General features: G+C 30.0%; 22 protein-coding genes. 14 read left to right on the top strand and 8 right to left on the bottom strand.

Annotated features, from left to right (window positions below; translation table 11 throughout):
- Positions 1–25: 25 nt before the first annotated feature.
- Positions 26–1,816, bottom strand: a complete 1,791-nt coding sequence (locus UEQ13_RS04970; protein WP_329805263.1) for a BamA/TamA family outer membrane protein — start codon at positions 1,814–1,816, stop codon at positions 26–28.
- A 180-nt stretch (positions 1,817–1,996) separates the two neighbouring features.
- Between UEQ13_RS04970 and UEQ13_RS04965 the strand changes: the two genes are divergently transcribed.
- The 6 genes from UEQ13_RS04965 (at position 1,997) to fsa (ending at position 7,070) form a co-directional block, all read left to right on the top strand.
- Positions 1,997–2,527: a hypothetical protein gene (locus UEQ13_RS04965; RefSeq protein WP_329805262.1), complete on the top strand. Its 531-nt coding sequence runs from the start codon at positions 1,997–1,999 to the stop codon at positions 2,525–2,527.
- 121 nt (positions 2,528–2,648) lie between these two features.
- Positions 2,649–3,038 (top strand): DUF983 domain-containing protein, encoded by a 390-nt coding sequence (locus UEQ13_RS04960; RefSeq protein WP_329805261.1) that lies wholly within the window; start codon positions 2,649–2,651, stop codon positions 3,036–3,038.
- Between the two features lie 73 nt (positions 3,039–3,111).
- On the top strand, positions 3,112–4,527 hold the full coding sequence (locus UEQ13_RS04955) for an MBL fold metallo-hydrolase (protein WP_329805260.1): 1,416 nt from the start codon (positions 3,112–3,114) through the stop codon (positions 4,525–4,527).
- Between the two features lie 91 nt (positions 4,528–4,618).
- On the top strand, positions 4,619–5,530 hold the full coding sequence (locus UEQ13_RS04950) for a DUF3667 domain-containing protein (protein ID WP_329805259.1): 912 nt from the start codon (positions 4,619–4,621) through the stop codon (positions 5,528–5,530).
- A gap of 3 nt (positions 5,531–5,533) precedes the next feature.
- On the top strand, positions 5,534–6,337 hold the full coding sequence (locus UEQ13_RS04945) for an SDR family oxidoreductase (protein ID WP_329805258.1): 804 nt from the start codon (positions 5,534–5,536) through the stop codon (positions 6,335–6,337).
- Positions 6,338–6,413: 76 nt separating this feature from the next.
- On the top strand, positions 6,414–7,070 hold the full coding sequence (fsa, locus tag UEQ13_RS04940; protein WP_166125065.1) for a fructose-6-phosphate aldolase: 657 nt from the start codon (positions 6,414–6,416) through the stop codon (positions 7,068–7,070).
- 82 nt (positions 7,071–7,152) lie between these two features.
- On the opposite strand, the gene UEQ13_RS04935 is transcribed toward fsa, so the two are convergent.
- Positions 7,153–8,556, bottom strand: coding sequence for a TlpA family protein disulfide reductase (locus tag UEQ13_RS04935; protein WP_329805257.1), 1,404 nt, complete (start codon positions 8,554–8,556; stop codon positions 7,153–7,155).
- A 154-nt stretch (positions 8,557–8,710) separates the two neighbouring features.
- Here UEQ13_RS04935 and UEQ13_RS04930 point away from each other — a divergent pair, with 154 nt between their 5' ends.
- Positions 8,711–10,330, top strand: a complete 1,620-nt coding sequence (locus UEQ13_RS04930; protein WP_329805256.1) for an ABC-F family ATP-binding cassette domain-containing protein — start codon at positions 8,711–8,713, stop codon at positions 10,328–10,330.
- Between the two features lie 101 nt (positions 10,331–10,431).
- On the opposite strand, the gene trmD is transcribed toward UEQ13_RS04930, so the two are convergent.
- From trmD to UEQ13_RS04915, 3 genes are all read right to left on the bottom strand, one after another.
- Positions 10,432–11,109 (bottom strand): tRNA (guanosine(37)-N1)-methyltransferase TrmD, encoded by a 678-nt coding sequence (gene trmD / locus UEQ13_RS04925; protein ID WP_329805255.1) that lies wholly within the window; start codon positions 11,107–11,109, stop codon positions 10,432–10,434.
- Between the two features lie 84 nt (positions 11,110–11,193).
- On the bottom strand, positions 11,194–11,640 hold the full coding sequence (locus UEQ13_RS04920; protein WP_329805254.1) for a DUF1569 domain-containing protein: 447 nt from the start codon (positions 11,638–11,640) through the stop codon (positions 11,194–11,196).
- The gene (locus tag UEQ13_RS04915) at positions 11,637–12,446 is read right to left on the bottom strand and encodes a class I SAM-dependent methyltransferase (protein WP_329805253.1); all 810 of its coding nucleotides are present in this window, start codon (positions 12,444–12,446) and stop codon (positions 11,637–11,639) included. Before UEQ13_RS04915 ends, UEQ13_RS04920 begins: the two co-directional genes overlap by 4 nt.
- Before the next feature lie 86 nt (positions 12,447–12,532).
- Between UEQ13_RS04915 and UEQ13_RS04910 the strand changes: the two genes are divergently transcribed.
- The 3 genes from UEQ13_RS04910 to UEQ13_RS04900 all read left to right on the top strand — a co-directional run bounded on the left by UEQ13_RS04910 (position 12,533) and on the right by UEQ13_RS04900 (position 14,513).
- The gene (locus UEQ13_RS04910) at positions 12,533–13,465 is read left to right on the top strand and encodes a peptidylprolyl isomerase (protein ID WP_329805252.1); all 933 of its coding nucleotides are present in this window, start codon (positions 12,533–12,535) and stop codon (positions 13,463–13,465) included.
- A 122-nt stretch (positions 13,466–13,587) separates the two neighbouring features.
- A complete protein-coding gene (locus UEQ13_RS04905; RefSeq protein WP_329805251.1) occupies positions 13,588–13,953 on the top strand; it encodes a c-type cytochrome in 366 nt (121 codons plus the stop codon).
- A gap of 62 nt (positions 13,954–14,015) precedes the next feature.
- Positions 14,016–14,513, top strand: a complete 498-nt coding sequence (locus tag UEQ13_RS04900; RefSeq protein ID WP_329805250.1) for a hypothetical protein — start codon at positions 14,016–14,018, stop codon at positions 14,511–14,513.
- Between the two features lie 117 nt (positions 14,514–14,630).
- Here the strand turns inward: UEQ13_RS04900 and UEQ13_RS04895 are convergent, their stop codons facing one another.
- Positions 14,631–15,698 (bottom strand): GyrI-like domain-containing protein, encoded by a 1,068-nt coding sequence (locus tag UEQ13_RS04895; RefSeq protein ID WP_329805249.1) that lies wholly within the window; start codon positions 15,696–15,698, stop codon positions 14,631–14,633.
- Between the two features lie 33 nt (positions 15,699–15,731).
- Entirely contained in the window at positions 15,732–15,920 is a 189-nt protein-coding gene (locus tag UEQ13_RS04890) for a hypothetical protein (protein WP_166125080.1), read from the bottom strand.
- Between the two features lie 222 nt (positions 15,921–16,142).
- On the opposite strand from UEQ13_RS04890, the gene UEQ13_RS04885 reads away from it, so the two are divergent.
- Positions 16,143–16,526, top strand: coding sequence for a nucleoside triphosphate pyrophosphohydrolase family protein (locus UEQ13_RS04885; protein WP_329805248.1), 384 nt, complete (start codon positions 16,143–16,145; stop codon positions 16,524–16,526).
- A gap of 50 nt (positions 16,527–16,576) precedes the next feature.
- Here UEQ13_RS04885 and UEQ13_RS04880 read toward each other — a convergent pair whose 3' ends face one another.
- Entirely contained in the window at positions 16,577–17,641 is a 1,065-nt protein-coding gene (locus UEQ13_RS04880) for a branched-chain amino acid aminotransferase (RefSeq protein WP_407934647.1), read from the bottom strand.
- Between the two features lie 148 nt (positions 17,642–17,789).
- Here UEQ13_RS04880 and UEQ13_RS04875 point away from each other — a divergent pair, with 148 nt between their 5' ends.
- The 3 genes from UEQ13_RS04875 to msrB all read left to right on the top strand — a co-directional run bounded on the left by UEQ13_RS04875 (position 17,790) and on the right by msrB (position 19,402).
- Positions 17,790–18,284 carry a DUF4920 domain-containing protein gene (locus tag UEQ13_RS04875; protein ID WP_329805247.1) on the top strand — a complete coding sequence of 165 codons (495 nt, stop codon included), beginning with the start codon at positions 17,790–17,792 and terminating at the stop codon, positions 18,282–18,284.
- Positions 18,284–18,715, top strand: coding sequence for a hypothetical protein (locus UEQ13_RS04870; RefSeq protein WP_329805246.1), 432 nt, complete (start codon positions 18,284–18,286; stop codon positions 18,713–18,715). Before UEQ13_RS04875 ends, UEQ13_RS04870 begins: the two co-directional genes overlap by 1 nt.
- A gap of 159 nt (positions 18,716–18,874) precedes the next feature.
- On the top strand, positions 18,875–19,402 hold the full coding sequence (gene msrB, locus UEQ13_RS04865; RefSeq protein ID WP_329805245.1) for a peptide-methionine (R)-S-oxide reductase MsrB: 528 nt from the start codon (positions 18,875–18,877) through the stop codon (positions 19,400–19,402).
- The last annotated feature ends 6 nt before the right edge of the window (positions 19,403–19,408 follow it).

Raw genomic sequence — 19,408 nt, 5'->3', positions numbered from 1 at the left:
TTTGGCAATTTCAAATTTGATTTCTTTAATATACAATAAGACTTGGTTTTGCAATTTCAAAATTTTGCAATCCAAAATCGGATGTTGAGATAGAATTAGTTTGAAATATAGAATTTCCAGCTGTAATATTCGGATAATAGGACATTGAAAACTGAAATGAGCTGAATATCAAATAGTCATTACTAATAATTACTCCTAAGCTAATTTGCGAATATAGTTTACTTCTGCTAAAATTAATATCTTTCTGTCCTAACATTCCTGCTGTATAACTTACATACGGATTCAATCTAAAGCCAATAAGTCGCCATGGTGAATAGCCTTGAGATTGAACAGTCATTAATAATTTCTTCGTTCCAAATAATGATGGACTATTAAATCCATCAATTCCATTATTAGCTCCATTTAAAGTAAGTTTATCATAATTCGAATCTAAACGATTGTTTCCTATAATTAATTGTGGTTTAACAAATTGTCGGAACTTCCACTTACCAATTTCTTGCAAATTAGTAAAATACACCAATCGTAAACTAGTTGTAGTTTGATTGGTTTTTCCCATTTCTAAAAAAGTACCAAATTCTAAATTCCCACTCAAATATCCAAATTTAAAATAGTCACCAAGCGCAATTCTGCCACCAGTATAAAATTTATAATCCTCGTATTTTTTTTGATAACCGGTTGTTAAATTATAAACAAATCCTGATGCTACATCTTCCACAATGTTGAAATTAAATATGTATTTGTCTTGTGTGAATTTTCTGGAAGTAATTCCTAAACTTATTAAATATAATTTTTCACTTGAATAAATGTTTAAACTATCTAAATTAATAAATGGTGTTTCAGTAAAATTTCTATTGAAAAATCGGGCACTTGTTACAAAATTTGTAGTTCTACTGTATTCGGAATTTCCTTTAAAAATCTGAAAGGCATGTCCAGCCCAATAATCTTGATAATTAAATTTAGAATTTTGTACCACTTCCACTTGGTTTACATCTAAAGATACATTTTTATTCAAATTTTGACCTAAAGTAACTCCAGCTGCCCATCGTGCAAAAGCAGAAAAAAAAGGTCGTTCAATATTTATAAATTTGGAATAATTTCTATTTAAATCAATTTCATAATTTAATCGGGTACTGATAAATGTATTTCGAATTGTTGGAATAAAATAATTAATACTATAACCATTTTCTTGGCTAGTGAGGCTTTTTGTATAGGAGTTTGAAAATTCGTGACCTAAACCAAAAATATTTTTTTCCTTGAGATAAAATTTCGATTTGCTTGTAGAAGAAGAAACATCAGGAACTAAACTCCAAGAATCTAAAACACGAATAAATACATCTACAGAATCTTCGGAAACTATTTTCATTTCTGTAGACACACTTCTAGTAAATCGTTGACTTCTAACCAATCTTTCCGATTCTTTCACTAAAAGCGTATCTAATGGTTTGTTTTTTTTAAGTAAAAGTAAATTCCTTATGGCTAAGTTTTTAGTTTTTAGATGTAAAAAATTCCCTGCTTTTTGAACAAATATTTTTGGTTTTTGTGTTGAATCACTATCCGAATATCCAAAAGGATCTAAAGTTGTAATTTCAATGTTTCTAATTATTTTTCCTTCGTATTTACTATAATTTTGAGGTTTTATTTTCTTTGGTCTTTGTTTTTTCGGAGCCTTTTTCGCAACTGGATTAAAGATAAGCTTATGAATAAATTTGGTAAACTTTCTTTTTTTAGAATATTTTTCAATATCCCGATATCCTTTTGAAGAATCTTTTTTAATCTCATTTTCTTGCGCACAAGAAAGTTGATAACAAAAAAGCATCAAAATAAGATATAGATATTGGTGTTTAAGAGACATTAAAATTTTAATTGATAAAATTACTGCATAAATATTTAAATTACTATTTTTATGTGAATTATGAAACTTATAAAGGGAATTGTGAAAGTTTAAATTTTGTAAGTCTTTGTAAATTTGTACTATAACAATCTAACAAAATAAGATATGAAATTAGTACTAGTAACTGCAATAACATTTTTGTTTTCAATGCAAATTGAAGCTCAAAATACACAAACTGAAACAAAGACAAAAACTACAACGGTAAAGGATTCAGATGGAACTCATAAAACAGTTAAAACTCAAGTGATTAAAAAAGATCAAAAAGTTGTTTTAGGTGAAGAAAAATCAAATACAATTAATATTCCTACAGTTAATTCTCCTGTAACTGTAACAACTACAACTAAAATAACTAATCCTGACGGAACTACAAGAACAGTAGATGTTGATAGAAGTTCGTATTACGAATCTAATGGAAAAATTTACAAATTAGATCTTGATCCTGCAGGTTATGTTATTACGCATGGTGAAATGAAACCAGCATTATTAAGAAAAACATCTACTAATAGTTATATATTCCGATCTGAAAATAGAACTGCTATTGGTTATTTTGATACAGAAGGAAATTTAGTTGTTGAGTTTTATGACGAAAAGTTAGATATAGTAAATATTGAAAAATACGCAGTGATTAAAAAGTAAGTAAAATTAATTAAAGGTTAGTTTAAAATCGGCTCATTTATTTGAGTCGATTTTTTTTTATTTGTAACAAATGTAACCGTTCTATTTTTTTATATCTGCTATCTTTGTAAGAAAAATAATTATGTTTAAATTCTTTAAAAATTTGTTATCATTCAAATGTCCACGTTGTCACGAAGGAAATTTGTTTATTAATAAATGGTATAATTTTCCAAACGGAAATAAAATGGTTGAGAGATGTAGTGTGTGCGGACAAAGAACAGAAATTGAACCTGGTTTTTTTCAAGGAACAGGTTATGTAAGTTACGGTTTAACAGTAGGTTTTTCTTTAATAACATTTGCAATTTGGGTTTTTGTCACGGGGTATACGCTACAAAATAAAGAGATTTTTTGGTGGTTGCCAATCAATATTTTTTTCTTAATTATTTTGCAACCTTGGATTATGCGTTTGTCAAGAATAATTTGGTTAACTGCTTTTTTTCATAGTGACGATGAATTTTTTGAGAAAAAATAAACTTATGATAATTATCACAATTTTATAAAAAATTACAACTAAATTTGTATTTGATTTTAATTGAAAAATACAAATGAATATAGAACAAATTTATACAGGATGTTTGGCTCAAGGTGCTTATTATATTACTTCAAATGGTGAAGCAGTTATTATTGATCCACTTCGTGAAACGTCTCCTTATATTACAAGGCTGTTAAACGATAATGTGAAACTAAAATATATTTTTGAAACCCATTTTCATGCCGATTTTGTTTCTGGACATTTAGATTTAAGCAAACAAACTGGAGCAAAAATTGTATACGGACCAACCGCAAAACCTGAATTCGACATTATAACTGCTGAAGATAATCAAATTTTTGAAGTTGGAAATATTAAAATAAAAGTATTACATACGCCTGGTCATACTATGGAAAGTACGTGTTACTTACTTATTGATGAAAATGGTAAAGATCACGCCTTGTTTTCTGGAGATACTTTGTTTATTGGAGATGTAGGTCGTCCAGATTTAGCTCAAAAAGCAGCATCTATGACACAGGATCAATTGGCCGGCATTTTATTTCACTCGTTACGAGATAAAGTAATGACTTTAGCTGATGATGTAATTGTTTATCCAGCTCACGGAGCAGGTTCAGCTTGTGGAAAAAACATGAGTAAAGAAACAGTTTCCACAATTGGAGAACAAAAAGAAAAAAATTATGCTTTACGTGCGAATATGACTGAAGCAGAATTTATTTCAGAAGTTACAGACGGTTTATTGGCACCACCAGCTTATTTTGGTATGAATGTAGCCATGAACAAAAAAGGAATACCAAGTTTTTCTTCTATTTTAAATAGCGGAATGAAAGAAATTAACGCTAATGAATTTGAAGTAATTGTTGAAGATTCAGGTGCATTAATTTTAGATACAAGAAATAATGGCGAATTTGCTAAAGGATTTGTTCCTCAATCTATCAATATTGGAGTTAATGGAGATTTTGCTCCATGGGTTGGTGCTTTAATTGCTGATGTAAATCAACCAATTGTTTTAGTTACAGATTTAGGAAAAGAAGAGGAAACTGTTACTAGGTTATCTCGTGTAGGTTTTGATCATATTTTAGGACATCTAAAAGGAGGTTTTGAAGCATGGAAAGCTGCTGGTTTTGATGTGGATTCGGTGAATAGAATTTCTGCGGAACAATTTGAAAAAGAAGTCAAAATTGGTGAAAGTAAAGTCATAGATATCAGAAAAGAAAGTGAATACGAAGCAGAACATTTAGAAGACGCTTTCAGTAAACCTTTAGCATACATAAATGATTGGGTGAAAGATATCAATCCAAAGGAACACTTTTTCTTGCATTGCGCTGGAGGATATCGTAGTATGATTGCCGCATCTATTTTACAAGCGCGCGGTTATAGAAATTTCTCAGAAATTGATGGCGGATTTAATTCAATAGCTAAAACTACAGAATTACCCAGAACAAATTTTATCTGTCAAAGTAAAACGATGTAAAAATTTTACGACAATTATACGTTTACCAAACCGATTCTATTTCTTGAATCGGTTTTTTTTATTTAGTTTTACATCATCTAAATAAAAAGGAATGAGTCACGGTAAATTAAGAGAAGATACAACTTGCCAAAATTGTGGAGATGAAGTAAAAGTACGTTTTTGCCCATCATGCGGACAAGAAAATACTGAAACTAAAAAGTCTTTTCATTATTTGTTTACGCACTTTCTAGAGGATTTAGTACACTACGATAACAGTTTTTGGAAAGCCATAAAGTATTTATTGTATACGCCAGCAACTTTGTCTATGGTTTATCTTAGCGGAAAGAGAAAGCAATTTATGGCGCCAGTTAAGCTTTTTATTTTTATCAACTTTTTCGCTTTTTTTGTTTTTAATGCCTTTGTTTTCCATGATATGGAGAAAGTTGTAACAGAAGAAACAGAAACTAGAAATAGTGATTTTGATAAAAAAAACATATTCAATGATAAAGTAAGATTTGTTGGAAATAGCCCACAAAAAGGTGAAGAAAAATCTTGGATTGATAAAAATATTAATGATAAAATAGCAAAATTAAATAAAGATTATACGCTTCGTCAAATTTATAAAATGATGTTTAATAAAGCTATTGCTAATATTCCCAAATGGATTTTCTTATTTATGCCTTTTTTTGCTTTTGGTTTATGGCTCACACATGATAAAAAGAAATGGTGGTTTTTTGATCATGGTATTTTTACTTTTCACTTTTTCTCTACCTTTCTTTTATTGCTTTCCGTTACTACATTAATTTCTGTTTTAGTTGGATTTATAGGTTATGAATTTAGAGAATGGTATGATTCTATAATATTTATACTTTTACAAGTTATATTTTATAAATCGTATCGAAAATTTTATCAAGAATCTAGAATTAAAACGATTTTGAAACTTAGTTTCTTTTATTTCTTTAATCTGATAATGTTAATTTTTATCATGTTTTTAGCTTTATTACATACTGTATATACCTTATAAAAAATGAAAAAAGTCATACTTATAACTGGTGGTTCATCCGGAATTGGAAAAGCTATCGGAGAATTCTTATTAGATAAAGGATTCATTGTTTATGGAACAAGCAGGAATGCTTCGGCAATCTCAAATTCAAAAATAAAATTAGTCGATTTAGATGTACGAAATTCAGATTCAATAAATGCTTGTATTGCAAAAGTTTTAGAATTTGAAGGAAGAATCGATGTGTTAATCAATAACGCCGGAGTAGGAATTACTGGACCTTTAGAAGAAATTCCGTTAGAAGAAATCAAAAATAATTTTGAAACCAACGTTTTCGGACCTATAGAAACCATGAAAGCGGTTTTACCTCAAATGCGCATTCAAAAAAGTGGTTTAATTATCAATATAACTTCCATTGCAGGTTATATGGGATTGCCTTTCAGAAGCATTTATTCTTCATCAAAAGGCGCTTTAGAATTAATTACGGAATCGTTACGAATGGAAACCAAAACTTTTGGCGTTCATATTACTAACGTAGCTCCAGGAGATTTTGCTACAGATATAGCTTCAAGAAGATTTCATGCACCCGTTATCAAAGGTTCTGCTTACGAGAAAGTTTATCAAACGCAATTAGATATGATGAATGAACACGTTACTGGCGGAAGTAATCCAATTGAAATGGCCATTGCCATTCATAAAATTATCGAAACTAAAAACCCAGAAATTCATTATAAAGTTGGAGCTTTTATGCAGAAATTCTCCATCGTTTTAAAAAGAATTCTTCCCGATAAAATGTATGAGAAAATATTAATGAACCATTATAAATTATAATTGAAACTTGATATTGAAGTTTTAAATCGTAATTTTGTAAAAAGAATACAAGTCAACTTAATTAAATATACAGAAAATGAAATTTTTTATAGATACAGCAAATTTAAAAGACATCGCAGAAGCTCAAGCCTTAGGGATTTTAGATGGTGTAACAACCAATCCATCATTAATGGCTAAAGAAGGCATTACTGGAAAAAACAATATCTTAAAACATTATGTAGATATTTGTAATTTAGTGGATGGCGATGTAAGTGCAGAAGTAAATGCACTTGATTTTGAAGGCATGATTAAAGAAGGAGAAGAGTTGGCAGATTTACACGAACAAATCGTAGTGAAATTACCAATGACTAAAGAAGGAATTAAAGCTTGTAAATATTTTTCAGATAGAGAAATCAAAACGAATGTAACTTTAATATTTTCTGCTGGACAAGCTTTGTTAGCTGCTAAAGCAGGTGCAACTTATTGTTCTCCATTTTTAGGTCGTTTAGATGATGTTTCAACAGATGGTTTAAATTTAATTGATGAAATTCGTCAAATTTATGACAACTATGGTTTCGAAACTCAAATTTTAGCGGCTTCTGTACGTCACACCATGCACGTTGTAAACTGTGCGAAAATTGGTGCAGATGTTATGACCGGACCATTGTCATCAATTATGGGATTATTAAAACATCCCTTAACAGATATCGGAATTGCTCAGTTTGTAGCAGATTACGAAAAAGGGAATAAATAATAATAGTTCTCAATTCAACAAAAAAGGCTCCCGATTTATCGGGAGCCTTTTTTGTTTTATCCTATTGAACTCGTTTCAGTTTCTATTTTAAATTATTTTCAAAATTAACATCAAACATACTTACAAAAGCATCATTTATAGTCCCATTTTTATTTATAATTATGGTTCGATATACTCTGTTGATTACCCATTTTTCTTTTAATTCTTCAAAATCTGTCGCTCGTAATTCAATTGAATTATTATAGTTTTTAGCTTTAATTTCTTTTGTCCAATCTTCTTGTGAATTATGAATATTAATAGCAATGAATTGAATATCTGGATACTTTGCTTTAAGTTCATCTACTTTTTTATGAGAATAAATAGCATGCGTTTCAGCTTGCTTCGTCCAAAAATAAATAATCGTTTTCTTAGTAAGTAAGTCTTTAATTTTAACTTGCTTTTTATTCACATCTAATAAAGTCACATTAGGTAGCACATTATTAGTTTTAAGTTTTTTAATGTTTTCAGCTGTTTGCATTACTTTTGATTTCATTTTTTCATCTGAAACCATCTTAGAATATAAATTAAAAAATTTACCATTATTCACAGAACATTGATCGGATAACAAATACATATTAGCCACGTTATTCATTACTAAATTTTTAACGTATTTGTCTTTAATTAAAGTATCTGCAATTTGTAGTTTTTTAATATTGTTTTCTAAACTCATATCATCTAAATGACCTTTACAGTCTGTCAAAACAATATTGTTTAACATGCTTGTCATGTAGTTTATAAATGGCGAATAATGTAATAAATTTGGTTTGTTTACATCAATTTTACTTCTGTAGCTATAATATGATTTTGGTAATTTTGTTTTGATGCTGTTACCTGTTTTATACTCATGTACAATTGGGAAAACTTCTTTTTTATAAGCATAGTTTAGTTCAATATTTGCTTTTGCAATTTCATCAAATTCTTCAGACCAATTGATGAAAGATTTTCTTTTGTTATATAATTTAGTCGTATTTTGATACGATGAATCTATATATTTTGAAAAAACTTTTTCGTCTTTTTCATAAACGTCAAACATATTGTTTTTCAAATCAATGTCTTTTAAAAACAATTCCATCATGAAATTATTTTTTTCATCACCTCTTCCACAAAACATTAAAGTATTGTCAAAATCATTACAATTTAAACGAACCATAATGCTGTCGTTCTTATCAAAAAATACATATTGATATTCTGGATCATGTTTAAAACTGTATAATCCGGGTGTTAATGAATCGAATTTATGAAAAAACCGATTGTCTTTATCTAAATAAAAAGTATCCATAACTTTATCATTTTTCATAAAAACAACAAAATTATTTTTTGGATTTTCAATTTCACCACCAAAGTAGGCTACATGATTGCTACCTATCATACCATCTTTACATGAGGTCATTGATGTAAGCAAAAAGGAGAGTAAAATAAAATTAATATAAGAGTATTTTTTTAACATAGAGGGTTCTTTTATCATCGTAACAAATATATTTGTTTCAAAATAGTATTCATGTTAACGTAGCGTTAAAAATAGGTAATAGAATAATAAAAATAAAAACTGTGAAAACTCGTTGGTTTTTGTTAATTTTGCCGCAAATTAAAACATAAAATACATGCTTACAATTTCTAATTTATCGGTACAATTTGGTAAAAGAATTTTATTCGACGAAGTAAATACTACTTTCACGCAAGGAAACTGTTACGGAATTATTGGTGCTAATGGTGCTGGAAAATCAACATTTCTAAAAATAATTGCTGGTGAAATGGATCCTACTGCGGGTAGAGTAATTTTAGAACCAGGAAAACGTATGTCGGTTTTAAACCAAAACCACAATATGTTTGATGAATACACGGTTTTAGATACGGTATTGATTGGAAATAAAACATTACACGCCATAAAATCTGAAATGGATGCATTGTATGCAGATTATGATGATAAAAATGCCGATAGAATAGGTGAGTTGCAATTGAAATTTGATGAAATGAACGGTTGGAATGCCGAAAGTGATGCCGCTTCCTTATTGTCAAATTTAGAAATTGGAGCAGAACACCATTATACTGCAATGGGAGAATTAGAAGGAAAACTAAAAGTTCGTGTGTTATTAGCGCAAGCTCTATTTGGTAATCCTGATGTGTTGATTATGGATGAGCCTACCAACGATTTGGATTTTGAAACCATCGGTTGGTTAGAAAATTTCTTAGCAAATTATGAAAATACTGTATTAGTTGTATCGCATGACCGTCACTTTTTAGATGCGGTTTGTACGCATATTTCTGATATTGACTTTGCGAAAATTACACACTATTCTGGAAACTATACATTCTGGTACGAAAGTAGTCAGTTAGCGGCTCGTCAGAAAGCACAACAAAACAAAAAAGCAGAAGAGAAAAAGGCTGAATTAGAAGAATTTATTCGTCGTTTTAGTGCCAATGTTGCGAAATCAAAACAAGCCACTTCTCGTAAGAAAATGATTGAAAAATTAAACTTAGATGAAATTAAACCATCAAGTAGAAGATATCCTGCTATTATTTTTGAAACCGAGCGTGAAGCAGGTGATCAAATTTTAAATGTGCAAAATTTATCAGCGACTCAAGATGGAGAATTGTTATTTAAAGATGTGCATTTAAATATGGCGAAAGGCGATAAAATTGTCGTTTTTTCTAAAGATTCTCGTGCTACAACTGCTTTTTACGATATTTTAAACGGATTGAAAAAACAAGATTCAGGAACCTTCGATTGGGGAGTGACTACAACACAATCCTATTTACCAGTTGAAAATCACAGCTTTTTTGATCACGTTGATTTAAATTTAGTAGATTGGTTACGTCAATGGGTGAAGACTGAAGAAGAACGCGATGAAGTTTACGTTCGTGGTTTCTTAGGAAAAATGATTTTCTCTGGTGAAGAAGCGTTAAAAAAATGTAACGTCCTTTCTGGAGGAGAAAAAGTGCGTTGTATGTTATCTCGAATGATGATGATTAGAGCTAACGTTTTAATGTTAGACGAACCAACAAACCACTTAGACTTAGAATCAATTACAGCATTTAACAACTCTTTAAATAACTTTAAAGGTTCGATTTTATTAACCACTCATGACCACGAATTCGCTCAAACTGTTGGAAATAGAATTTTAGAAATTACTCCAAATGGTGTAATTGACCGTTACATGACGTTTGACGAATATTTAGAAGACGATAAAATTAAAGAATTACGTGCTAAAATGTATTCTTAATTACGATTACAGATTTTAGATTTACGAGTTTAATAGTATAGAAAATCCCGAGTTTTGCTCGGGATTTTTCGTAAATTTAAAATCGTAAATCGTAAATATCTTTATTCTTCCAACAAATCTGGTCGTCTTGCCATTGTATGTTCGTAGGCTTTTTGTTCGCGCCATTTTTCAATTTCTGGGAAATTACCGCTCAATAAAATATCTGGAATTTTCATACCTTTATATTCCGCTGGACGTGTATAAATTGGTGGTGATAATAAGTTATCTTGAAAACTATCGGTTAAGGCAGAAGTTTCATTACTCAACACACCTGGAATCAATCGGAATAAGGCATCGCATAAAATTACTGCACCTAATTCGCCACCAGATAAAACATAATCACCAATTGAAATTTCTTTGGTAATATGCATATCTCGAACACGTTGATCCACACCTTTATAATGTCCGCACAAAATAATTAAATTGCCTAACATCGACATGGAATTTGCCATTTTCTGGTTTAAAGTTTCTCCGTCTGGCGTCATGTATATAATTTCGTCGTATTCACGTTCGCATTTTAGTTGGGTAATGCAATCATCAATGGGTTGAATATTCATTACCATTCCAGCGCCACCGCCAAATTGGTAATCGTCCACACTTTTTTGTTTATTCGTGCTATAATCGCGTAAATTATGAAAGTGAACTTCTACCAAGCCTTTATCAATAGCTCTTTTCATCATCGAACCTTCAAACGGACTTCTTATTAATTCTGGTAAAACGGTAATGATATCTACGCGCATAGTGATTTTGTTTTCTTTGTTTCAGGTTTCAAGTTACAAAGATAAACAACTAAAACCTGAAACTTTAGACTTGAAACAAATAAATTAAACTCCAAATTGTCTTAAATGATGGTCTACATGTTTCCATTGCAAATTATTCCAATCTTCGCCATTCATTTTTCCCCAAAAAGGATGGTTTTTGCATGTTATAGCTTGTTCACCTTGTTGAAATCTTGAAAAATTAGAAATCAATTCGTTTTTAATGGTTTCAAAATCAAAGTTTTCTTCATATTTGAATTCTTTTGCTGTTGGACTGTTTTTAGTAAATTCAGGTTTCTTGAGAACAGAGCCTTTCATTAATCGCCCTAAAATTTTAAAAACAAAAGGTACTTTTAAAGGTTTTTCATTAAACGAAACGAGTATCGCATCATTTATGTGTTTCAACATTTGATCTACACTCATTTTTCCCCATAGCGCTTTTGAGTGCGGAGTTAAAGTGTTTATTCTAGTTAAAATTTCTTGATTGTCAGCTTTGTTGAATATTGATTTCATATTATATATTTTTCTAATTCCCCAACAATTCCATACATCATTGGAATTTTATTTCCTAATTTTTGTATGCGAAATTTGCCTGTTTCATATTCTTCAGTATGACTAAAACAGTTGTAATTTGAATAGTCGAACTCTTGAAAATATTTTATATTAATGTTCTGTTTAAGAAGAGATTGAAATACTTCGCTTAAACTATGATTCCAAGTGATAGTTTTGTATTCAACTTCAGCAGTTCTATCTGCATAAGTTCCTGTTTCTTCTTCAAGAATTGGTTCTGATTTAAAGTAATTATAGAAGACTTCATTAAAATCATTATCGAACATCCAAACGACAGGATGAAATTCAAAAAACACCAATTTACCATTTGGTTTTAAAGCACCTGCAATTACGGAAGCCCATTTATCTAAATCGGGTAACCAGCCAATTGTGCCATAACTGGTATAAACTAGATCATATTTTTCTGTAATGTGTTGCAAAGTATCGTACACATCACAACAAATAAATTCAGCATCTAAACCTAATGTTTCATTTAAAGTCTTGGCTTTTGTAATGGCTTCTTCTGAAAAATCAATTCCAGTAACTTTTGCACCTAATCGAGCTAAAGACAAACTATCTTGTCCAAAATGACATTGCAAGTGTAAAATTCTTTTACCGTTTACATCGCCAAGTGCTTCTAAATCGGTTTGTGGTAACGTGATTTTTCCGTTAATAAATTTTTCTTGTTCGTAAAAATCGGAAGCAACATGAATGGTAACTTTACTGTTCCATGTCTGTTTATTAATTTGAACGTAGTTTTCTGAATTCATTTTGAGATGTTATTTTTTGGTTAAAAACCAATCAAATATAGGTAAAAAAGTAGTAAATTTGCACTTTAATTTAAAAATAAAAAGCAATGCAAGACGGAATTTACGCTAAATTTAATACAGCAAAAGGTGCCATTTTAGTAAAGTTAACTCACGATAAAACACCAGGAACAGTTGGAAACTTTGTAGGTTTGGCTGAAGGTCAATTAGAAAACAAATCAAAACCAATGGGACAACCTTTTTATAATGGTTTGAAATTCCATAGAGTTATTCCTGATTTCATGATCCAAGGTGGTTGCCCTCAAGGACAAGGAACTGGTGGACCAGGTTACCAATTTGATGATGAATTTCACCCAGAATTAAAACATGACAAACCAGGAGTGTTGTCTATGGCAAATTCAGGACCAGGTTCAAATGGTTCTCAGTTTTTCATTACTCATGTTCCAACAAATTGGTTAGACGGTAAACATACTGTTTTTGGTCACGTTGTAGAAGGTCAAGATGTAGTTGATGCAGTAGCTGGAAATGATGCTTTAGATTCTATTGAAATTATTAGAGTAGGTGCTGAAGCTGAAAAATGGAATGCTATTGAAGCGTTTATTTCTTTTAAAGGTGGACGTGAAAAAAGAATGTCATTAGAAAAACAAGCTGCGGAAGATGCAATGGAAAAATTAGCTGCTGGTTTTGAAAAAACAGAAAGTGGTTTACGTTACCAAATTATCCAAAAAGGTAGTGGAGTACAAGCTGAAAAAGGTAAAAAAGTCTCTGTACACTATCAAGGAGCTTTAGAAAATGGTCAAGTATTTGATTCATCATACAAAAGAAAACAGCCAATTGATTTTCAATTAGGAGTTGGACAAGTTATTGAAGGCTGGGACGAAGGAATCGCTTTGTTGAAAGTTGGAGATAAAGCTCGTTTTGTTATTCCATCTTACTTAGGATACGGAAGTAGTGGTGCTGGAGGAGTAATTCCACCTAATGCTACTTTAGTATTTGACGTAGAATTAATGGACGTGAAATAATAGTTAGCAGTATTCAGTTTTTAGTATTCAGTAAGAATTGAGTAAAAAATAAATGTTAAAATCCGTTTCGATACTAAATCGGAACGGATTTTTTTTATATTTGAAAAACTAAAAACTTTAAAATGAAAACAAAATTTATAACTGGCTTATTTGCACTTGTTGTTGCTTATGGATGCACCGCTAAAAAATCAGCTGTTGCTCCTGTTCCTGAAGTAAAGGAAGCGATGGGTATTTCTAAAAATTCTGAAAGCACCGTTGCTGTTATGGTTAAGCCTGTCAATGAAAGTCCGAAAATTACAGCAGAAGTTTTAGCAGAAGGAAAAAGCTTATACGGTATGAATTGTGCAAAATGCCACGAATTATACAATGCAAATAGTTATACTGCCGAAGAATGGACACCAATTGTATTACGTATGCAAAAGAAAGCCAGAATTTCTGATGAACAACGTGAAAAAATATATGCGTATTTAACAACGCCTCAAATGTAATAATTTGTGTTTGAAGGTAATTTAAATTAACTTTGGCTCGTATTTTGCGAGCCATTTTTTATATGAAGAAATTAATTCTACTTTTATTATTTACTACTTTTAGTTTTTCACAAGATGGCTTGCCACATTGTGGTTACGACTTTACAACTTATTTAGTAGCGAATCCTATTGATGCCATCTCAAAAAAAATCATTGATGGGTTACAAATTACTTTAGTTGATAGTAATGGAATGGAAGTGCTAAATACGAATAACGAGTTCAGTTTGATTAATAAAGATAAATCCTTATCGTTTGCAAAAAATTACAAAGTAACTTTAGCAAATTCAGAAGTTAGATGGTTTTATAACATTTGTGAAGATCAATATTTATTACAATTGAAAGCCAATTTCATTCCAGAAGATAATGGTTATGCTGTTAAAATTTCAGATTCTTTAAACCGATATCCCACTACAATTGTTCCTGTTTTCAACAATAATCTATATGTTTTGTGTACGACTAAAGTGAAAAGCTTTGGACCAAAAATGACAAACAATATGATTACTGTGGAGATGAGTAAGTAGTTTTAAACTCTTATAAAGAAGATAATTTGTTCAATTCTTTACGTGAAAATTTTATCTTGGTATCTGTTATTGCGGAATAAAAATGTAAATCATTATTAATGTCAATTTCATCATAAATTATTCCACTGGTTTCTCAACTGGAACAGCAGTACTATCTGTTGCAACTTTTCTTCTTGGTTTTGGTTTTTTCTTTACAATTGGAATGTAAATTTCAGTTTCCCATTTAGAAGGTTCGTTTACTTCTGGTGCCGATTTCTTATAAATTCCCATATAAACAGAAGCTTTGTCTTCTGTGAACTTATTTTCTGCAATATAATTTCTTGCTTTTGACCAAGCATTTTTCATGTGCGAATAATCTCCTTTTAAAATGGTTTTAACAGCTAAAAAGGAATCAAAACTATTGCCTTTAATTTGACTTTCCGGAGTTGTTAAAATCTCATCTCTTACAGGGACACACATCGAATATTTCATCATATTTCCACTTGGACTGTTGTAAAAAATTACAAATGGAACACCTAAAGTTTCAATAGCATTTGTCTTAATAAAGGTTTTCATTGTTTTTAATAAAGCCTTAGATTTTTTAGGAAAATCTTTGACCAAACAAGAATCTTTTTGTTCAATAAATATCGTTTCTGGTCGGTTTACTAAACCTTGTACTTTTATGTCGAAATTACCTAATTCATTAACTAAATAATTATCAATTTTTATTAAACTTTCTTCAATTTGAGGTCCAACATAACTGGTAATACCACCATTTAAAACTGAATATATTTTTTCTTTGAAGGTTAAATCTCCTTTAATAGTTACTAAAGCTAAAGTTCCTGTTTTAGTTTTTTTGAATTTCCAGTGTAAGGTTTGTTTATTGGTACTTTCAATGTAGTCTTGAACAATCGAATCTTTTTGTGCGAAAGTAGTTGCGATTTTGTTATTAGTATCCCATTTTACGAATGATTTTTCTCCAATCGCATTTTCTGAAGTGGTAAATTTTAAATTATCTTCTTTATTAAACTGTTGCCAATCGTTCCAATTTGAAAAATCGTTAACATATTCAAAAACAACTTCTGATGGCGAATTAATTTCTTTTTGTTTGGTAATTTGATAAGTTGCTGGTTGTGTGGCAACAAATACTACAAATGCCAAAAGGAAAAGTAGAAATAAAAGCGTTAAATATTTAAAAATTTTCATTTACCCTGATTCTAAAAATCAAATATAAATAAATTATTCTTTTATGTAGCCTTTAATTAAAAATAAGAATAAAATAAATAGTAAAAATCCTAATAACACCCATTTCACACCTTTATATTGTTGTTTGTGAATGCTTTTGTCTTTTAGATACATAAAAACGATGATTATGATAAAAGCAATTGCAAATAAAATGGCGAAAATAGTTTGTCCTTGTGAAAACATGTTGATAAAATTTTCAACAAATTTAAGGATTACAATATTTAAAATATAATTTTATGGCATTAATATAATAAAAAAGTTTGCCACGAATTTTCGAATCTTAAATTTAAATTAAATGTTAGTTTCGACTAAGTCGTAAATTTATTTGAATAAAATTTTTAAATGTTTTATGAGTTTTTATTCGAGAATTCGTGGCAAAAAAATATAACACAAAAAATAAATGATATGCAAAAACAATTAGATGCTGTAAAATTATTTCATACAACTTATGGATTAGGAGTAAGTACTGATATTAAAGCCGATTTAGGGGAACAAAAAAATAACCTTCGTTTTGAATTGATGAAGGAAGAAAATGAAGAATATTTAGAGGCGGTTCAAAACAATGATATTGTTGAAATTGCTGATGCTTTAGGCGATATGTTGTATATTTTATGCGGTACGATTTTAGAACACGGATTACAACATAAAATTGAATCTGTTTTTGATGAAATTCAGAGAAGTAATATGAGTAAACTTGGCGAAGATGGAAAACCTATTTATCGTGAAGATGGTAAAGTAATGAAAGGTCCAAATTACTTTAAACCCAATTTTGAAGAAATATTGAAATAAAAAAAATGCCTTTGATTGTCAAAGGCATTTTTTATTTTATAAAAGTTGAATTAAACCTTAACAGTCCAGTTGAAAGTGTCTTCAGCTAATTTGTACTGAATATTATTTAATTTTTCTTTAATTTCTAAAGCAAAAGAATCTTCTAATTTTGGTAATTCGAAATATTCATCTCTGAATGAAAAACCAATAATTGGATTAATTACAGCTGCCGTTCCAGCTCCAAAAATTTCTTTTAATGTTCCGTTTTTCGCAGCAGCTACTAATTCTTCTACTAAAACCGGACGAACTTCCGTTTTAATATTATCTCTTTTAGCAATATCTAAAACGGATTTTCTAGTTACACCATCTAAAATTCTTTCAGAAGTTGGCGCTGTTAATAACGTATCTCCAATTCTGAAAAACACATTCATTGTTCCGGCTTCTTCTAATTTTGTATGTGTAGCATCATCAGTCCAAATAATTTGTTGGAAACCTTGATCGTTAGCTAATTTTGTTGGATAAAACTGAGCTGAATAATTTCCAGCCGCTTTTGCAGCACCAATTCCACCATTTGCAGCACGACTAAAATGTTCCGCAATAATTACTTTCACTTCTCCAGAATAATAAGATTTTGCTGGCGAAAGAATTACCATAAAACGATATTGAGAAGAAGGTTGTGCAATTACACCGCTTCCAATCGCAATCATAAATGGTCTAATATATAAAGAGTTTCCTTTTCCGAATTTTACCCAATCTTTCTCAATATTTAATAACGTTTTTAATCCGTCAATAAAGATACTCTCAGGAATTTCTGGCATAGCCATACGAACCGCACTTTTATTAAAACGAGAATGATTTTCATCTGGACGAAATAACCAAACATCATCATTTTCATCTTTGTATGCTTTCATGCCTTCAAAAATAGCTTGTCCGTAATGGAATACTTTTGCGGATGGATCAATCATGAAAGGCTCGTATGCCTTAATTACAGGTTGTTCCCAAGCACCATTTTTAAAATCACAAATCAACATATGATCTGTAAAAGTGTTTCCGAAAGTTAAGTTTTCAAAATCAACTTCATTAATTTTTGAAGTTTCATTTTTAATAATTTTGATATCGTTTGTAATACTATTCATTATTTATAGGTGTGTGTTGTGTTTTTGAAAATTTTTACAAATTTATTAAATAAATTATTCTTGAAGATTCATTTTTTGAATAATTATTAACAAAGTTTACCTTAAATAATTAAATTTGTTTTTTAAAACACTATAAAAATATAAAAAAATGAAAAAAATTATTCTAATTGCTACATTATCAGTTGCTTTAGTTTCTTGTAATAAAAAAGAAGAAACGGTAGTAAAATCAGAATCAAAAATGACTTATGCCTCTTTTGGAGAAAAAATCACAGAAGAAAATGCTGTCACAAAAGACGAAATGTTAGCCAAATATAAATCGTTAAAATCGGGTGATACTTTAAATGTAAAAGTAGCCACTAAAATTAATGAAATTTGCCAAAATAAAGGTTGTTGGATGACATTAGATTTAGGTGAAAACGAAAAAGCATTTGTGAAATTTAAAGGATATAGTTTTTTCGTACCGATGAATGCTCAAAAAAGAGCATCTGTTGTAGAAGGTAAAGCATTTGTAGAAGAAACTTCAGTTGCAGAATTAAAACATTACGCAGAAGATGAAGGAAAATCTGCGGATGAAATTGCAAAAATTACTGCACCAAAAACAGAATATAAATTTTTAGCGCATGGCGTTTTAATTGCGAAATAATGAAGTATTTAGTGTTTGTTATTTCGGTTATGTTTTTGAGTTGTAACTCGAATAAATCGGAAGAGAAAAAAGAAAATTGCGAAAAACCTAAAGAAGAATTTCAAATGTATGAAGCTTCTGAAATGGCGACATTAATGGAACAAATGTATGTTCATAATGCGCAACTTCGTGAAAAAATTATTAAAAATGATTCGCTAGGTAATTTACCTGAATATTTTTCAAAAATCTCTAAAGCTACCATGACAAAAGGTAAAGAAAGAGATGCTTTTTTCAATGAAAAAGCAGCTGTTTTTATCAAAGCGCAATCTGAAATTTATACTTCAAAAAACACCAAAGAAAGCTTCAATGCAATGGTAAATGCTTGTATAAGTTGTCACGAAGTAAAATGTGGCGGACCAATTGAAAGAATTAAAACGTTATACATTAAGTAAGATTTATTTCAAAATCATAATCAAAACCAGAATTCATCTTCTGGTTTTTTTTTATTTCCTATTTTTGTAAAGGCTAACAAAAGTTATAAATTACTTAAAATTTACGGTTTTAAAACCAAGAGCGGAACTTTTTCGTAATTTTATATAAATAACGAAATCATGAGAAATTATTTTATCATTTTATTAGCTTTTAGTTTTGTTTCTTGCAACAGTCAAAATAAAAATGTTGATAAAGCAAAAGAACCTACTAAAGAAATTACTAAAAAATCGGAAACTAAAAAAGACACTATGGATTTTAAAATCGTAAAAACAGATGCGGAATGGAAAGCGCAACTTACACCAGAAGAATATACTGTTTTAAGAGAAAAAGGAACGGAAAGACCTTATACAGGTGAATATGACAAGCATTTTGAAAAAGGAATGTATGTATGTGCGGCTTGCGAAAACCCGTTGTTTACATCTGATACAAAATTCGATTCTCATTGTGGATGGCCTTCTTTTGACGAAGCGATTAAAGGTTCAACGGTGTATCATAAAGATTCTTCTTTTGGTATGATTCGTACAGAAGTAATGTGTGCCAAATGTGGCGGACATTTAGGTCATGTTTTTGATGATGGTCCGAAAGAAACAACAGGTCAACGTTATTGTACGAATTCGGTTTCAATAAAATTCTTACCCGCAAAATAAAATTTT

This window comes from Flavobacterium facile (assembly GCF_036321945.1).
Lineage (GTDB): Bacteria > Bacteroidota > Bacteroidia > Flavobacteriales > Flavobacteriaceae > Flavobacterium > Flavobacterium facile.
This window is presented reverse-complemented; position numbering and strand designations above follow the sequence as displayed.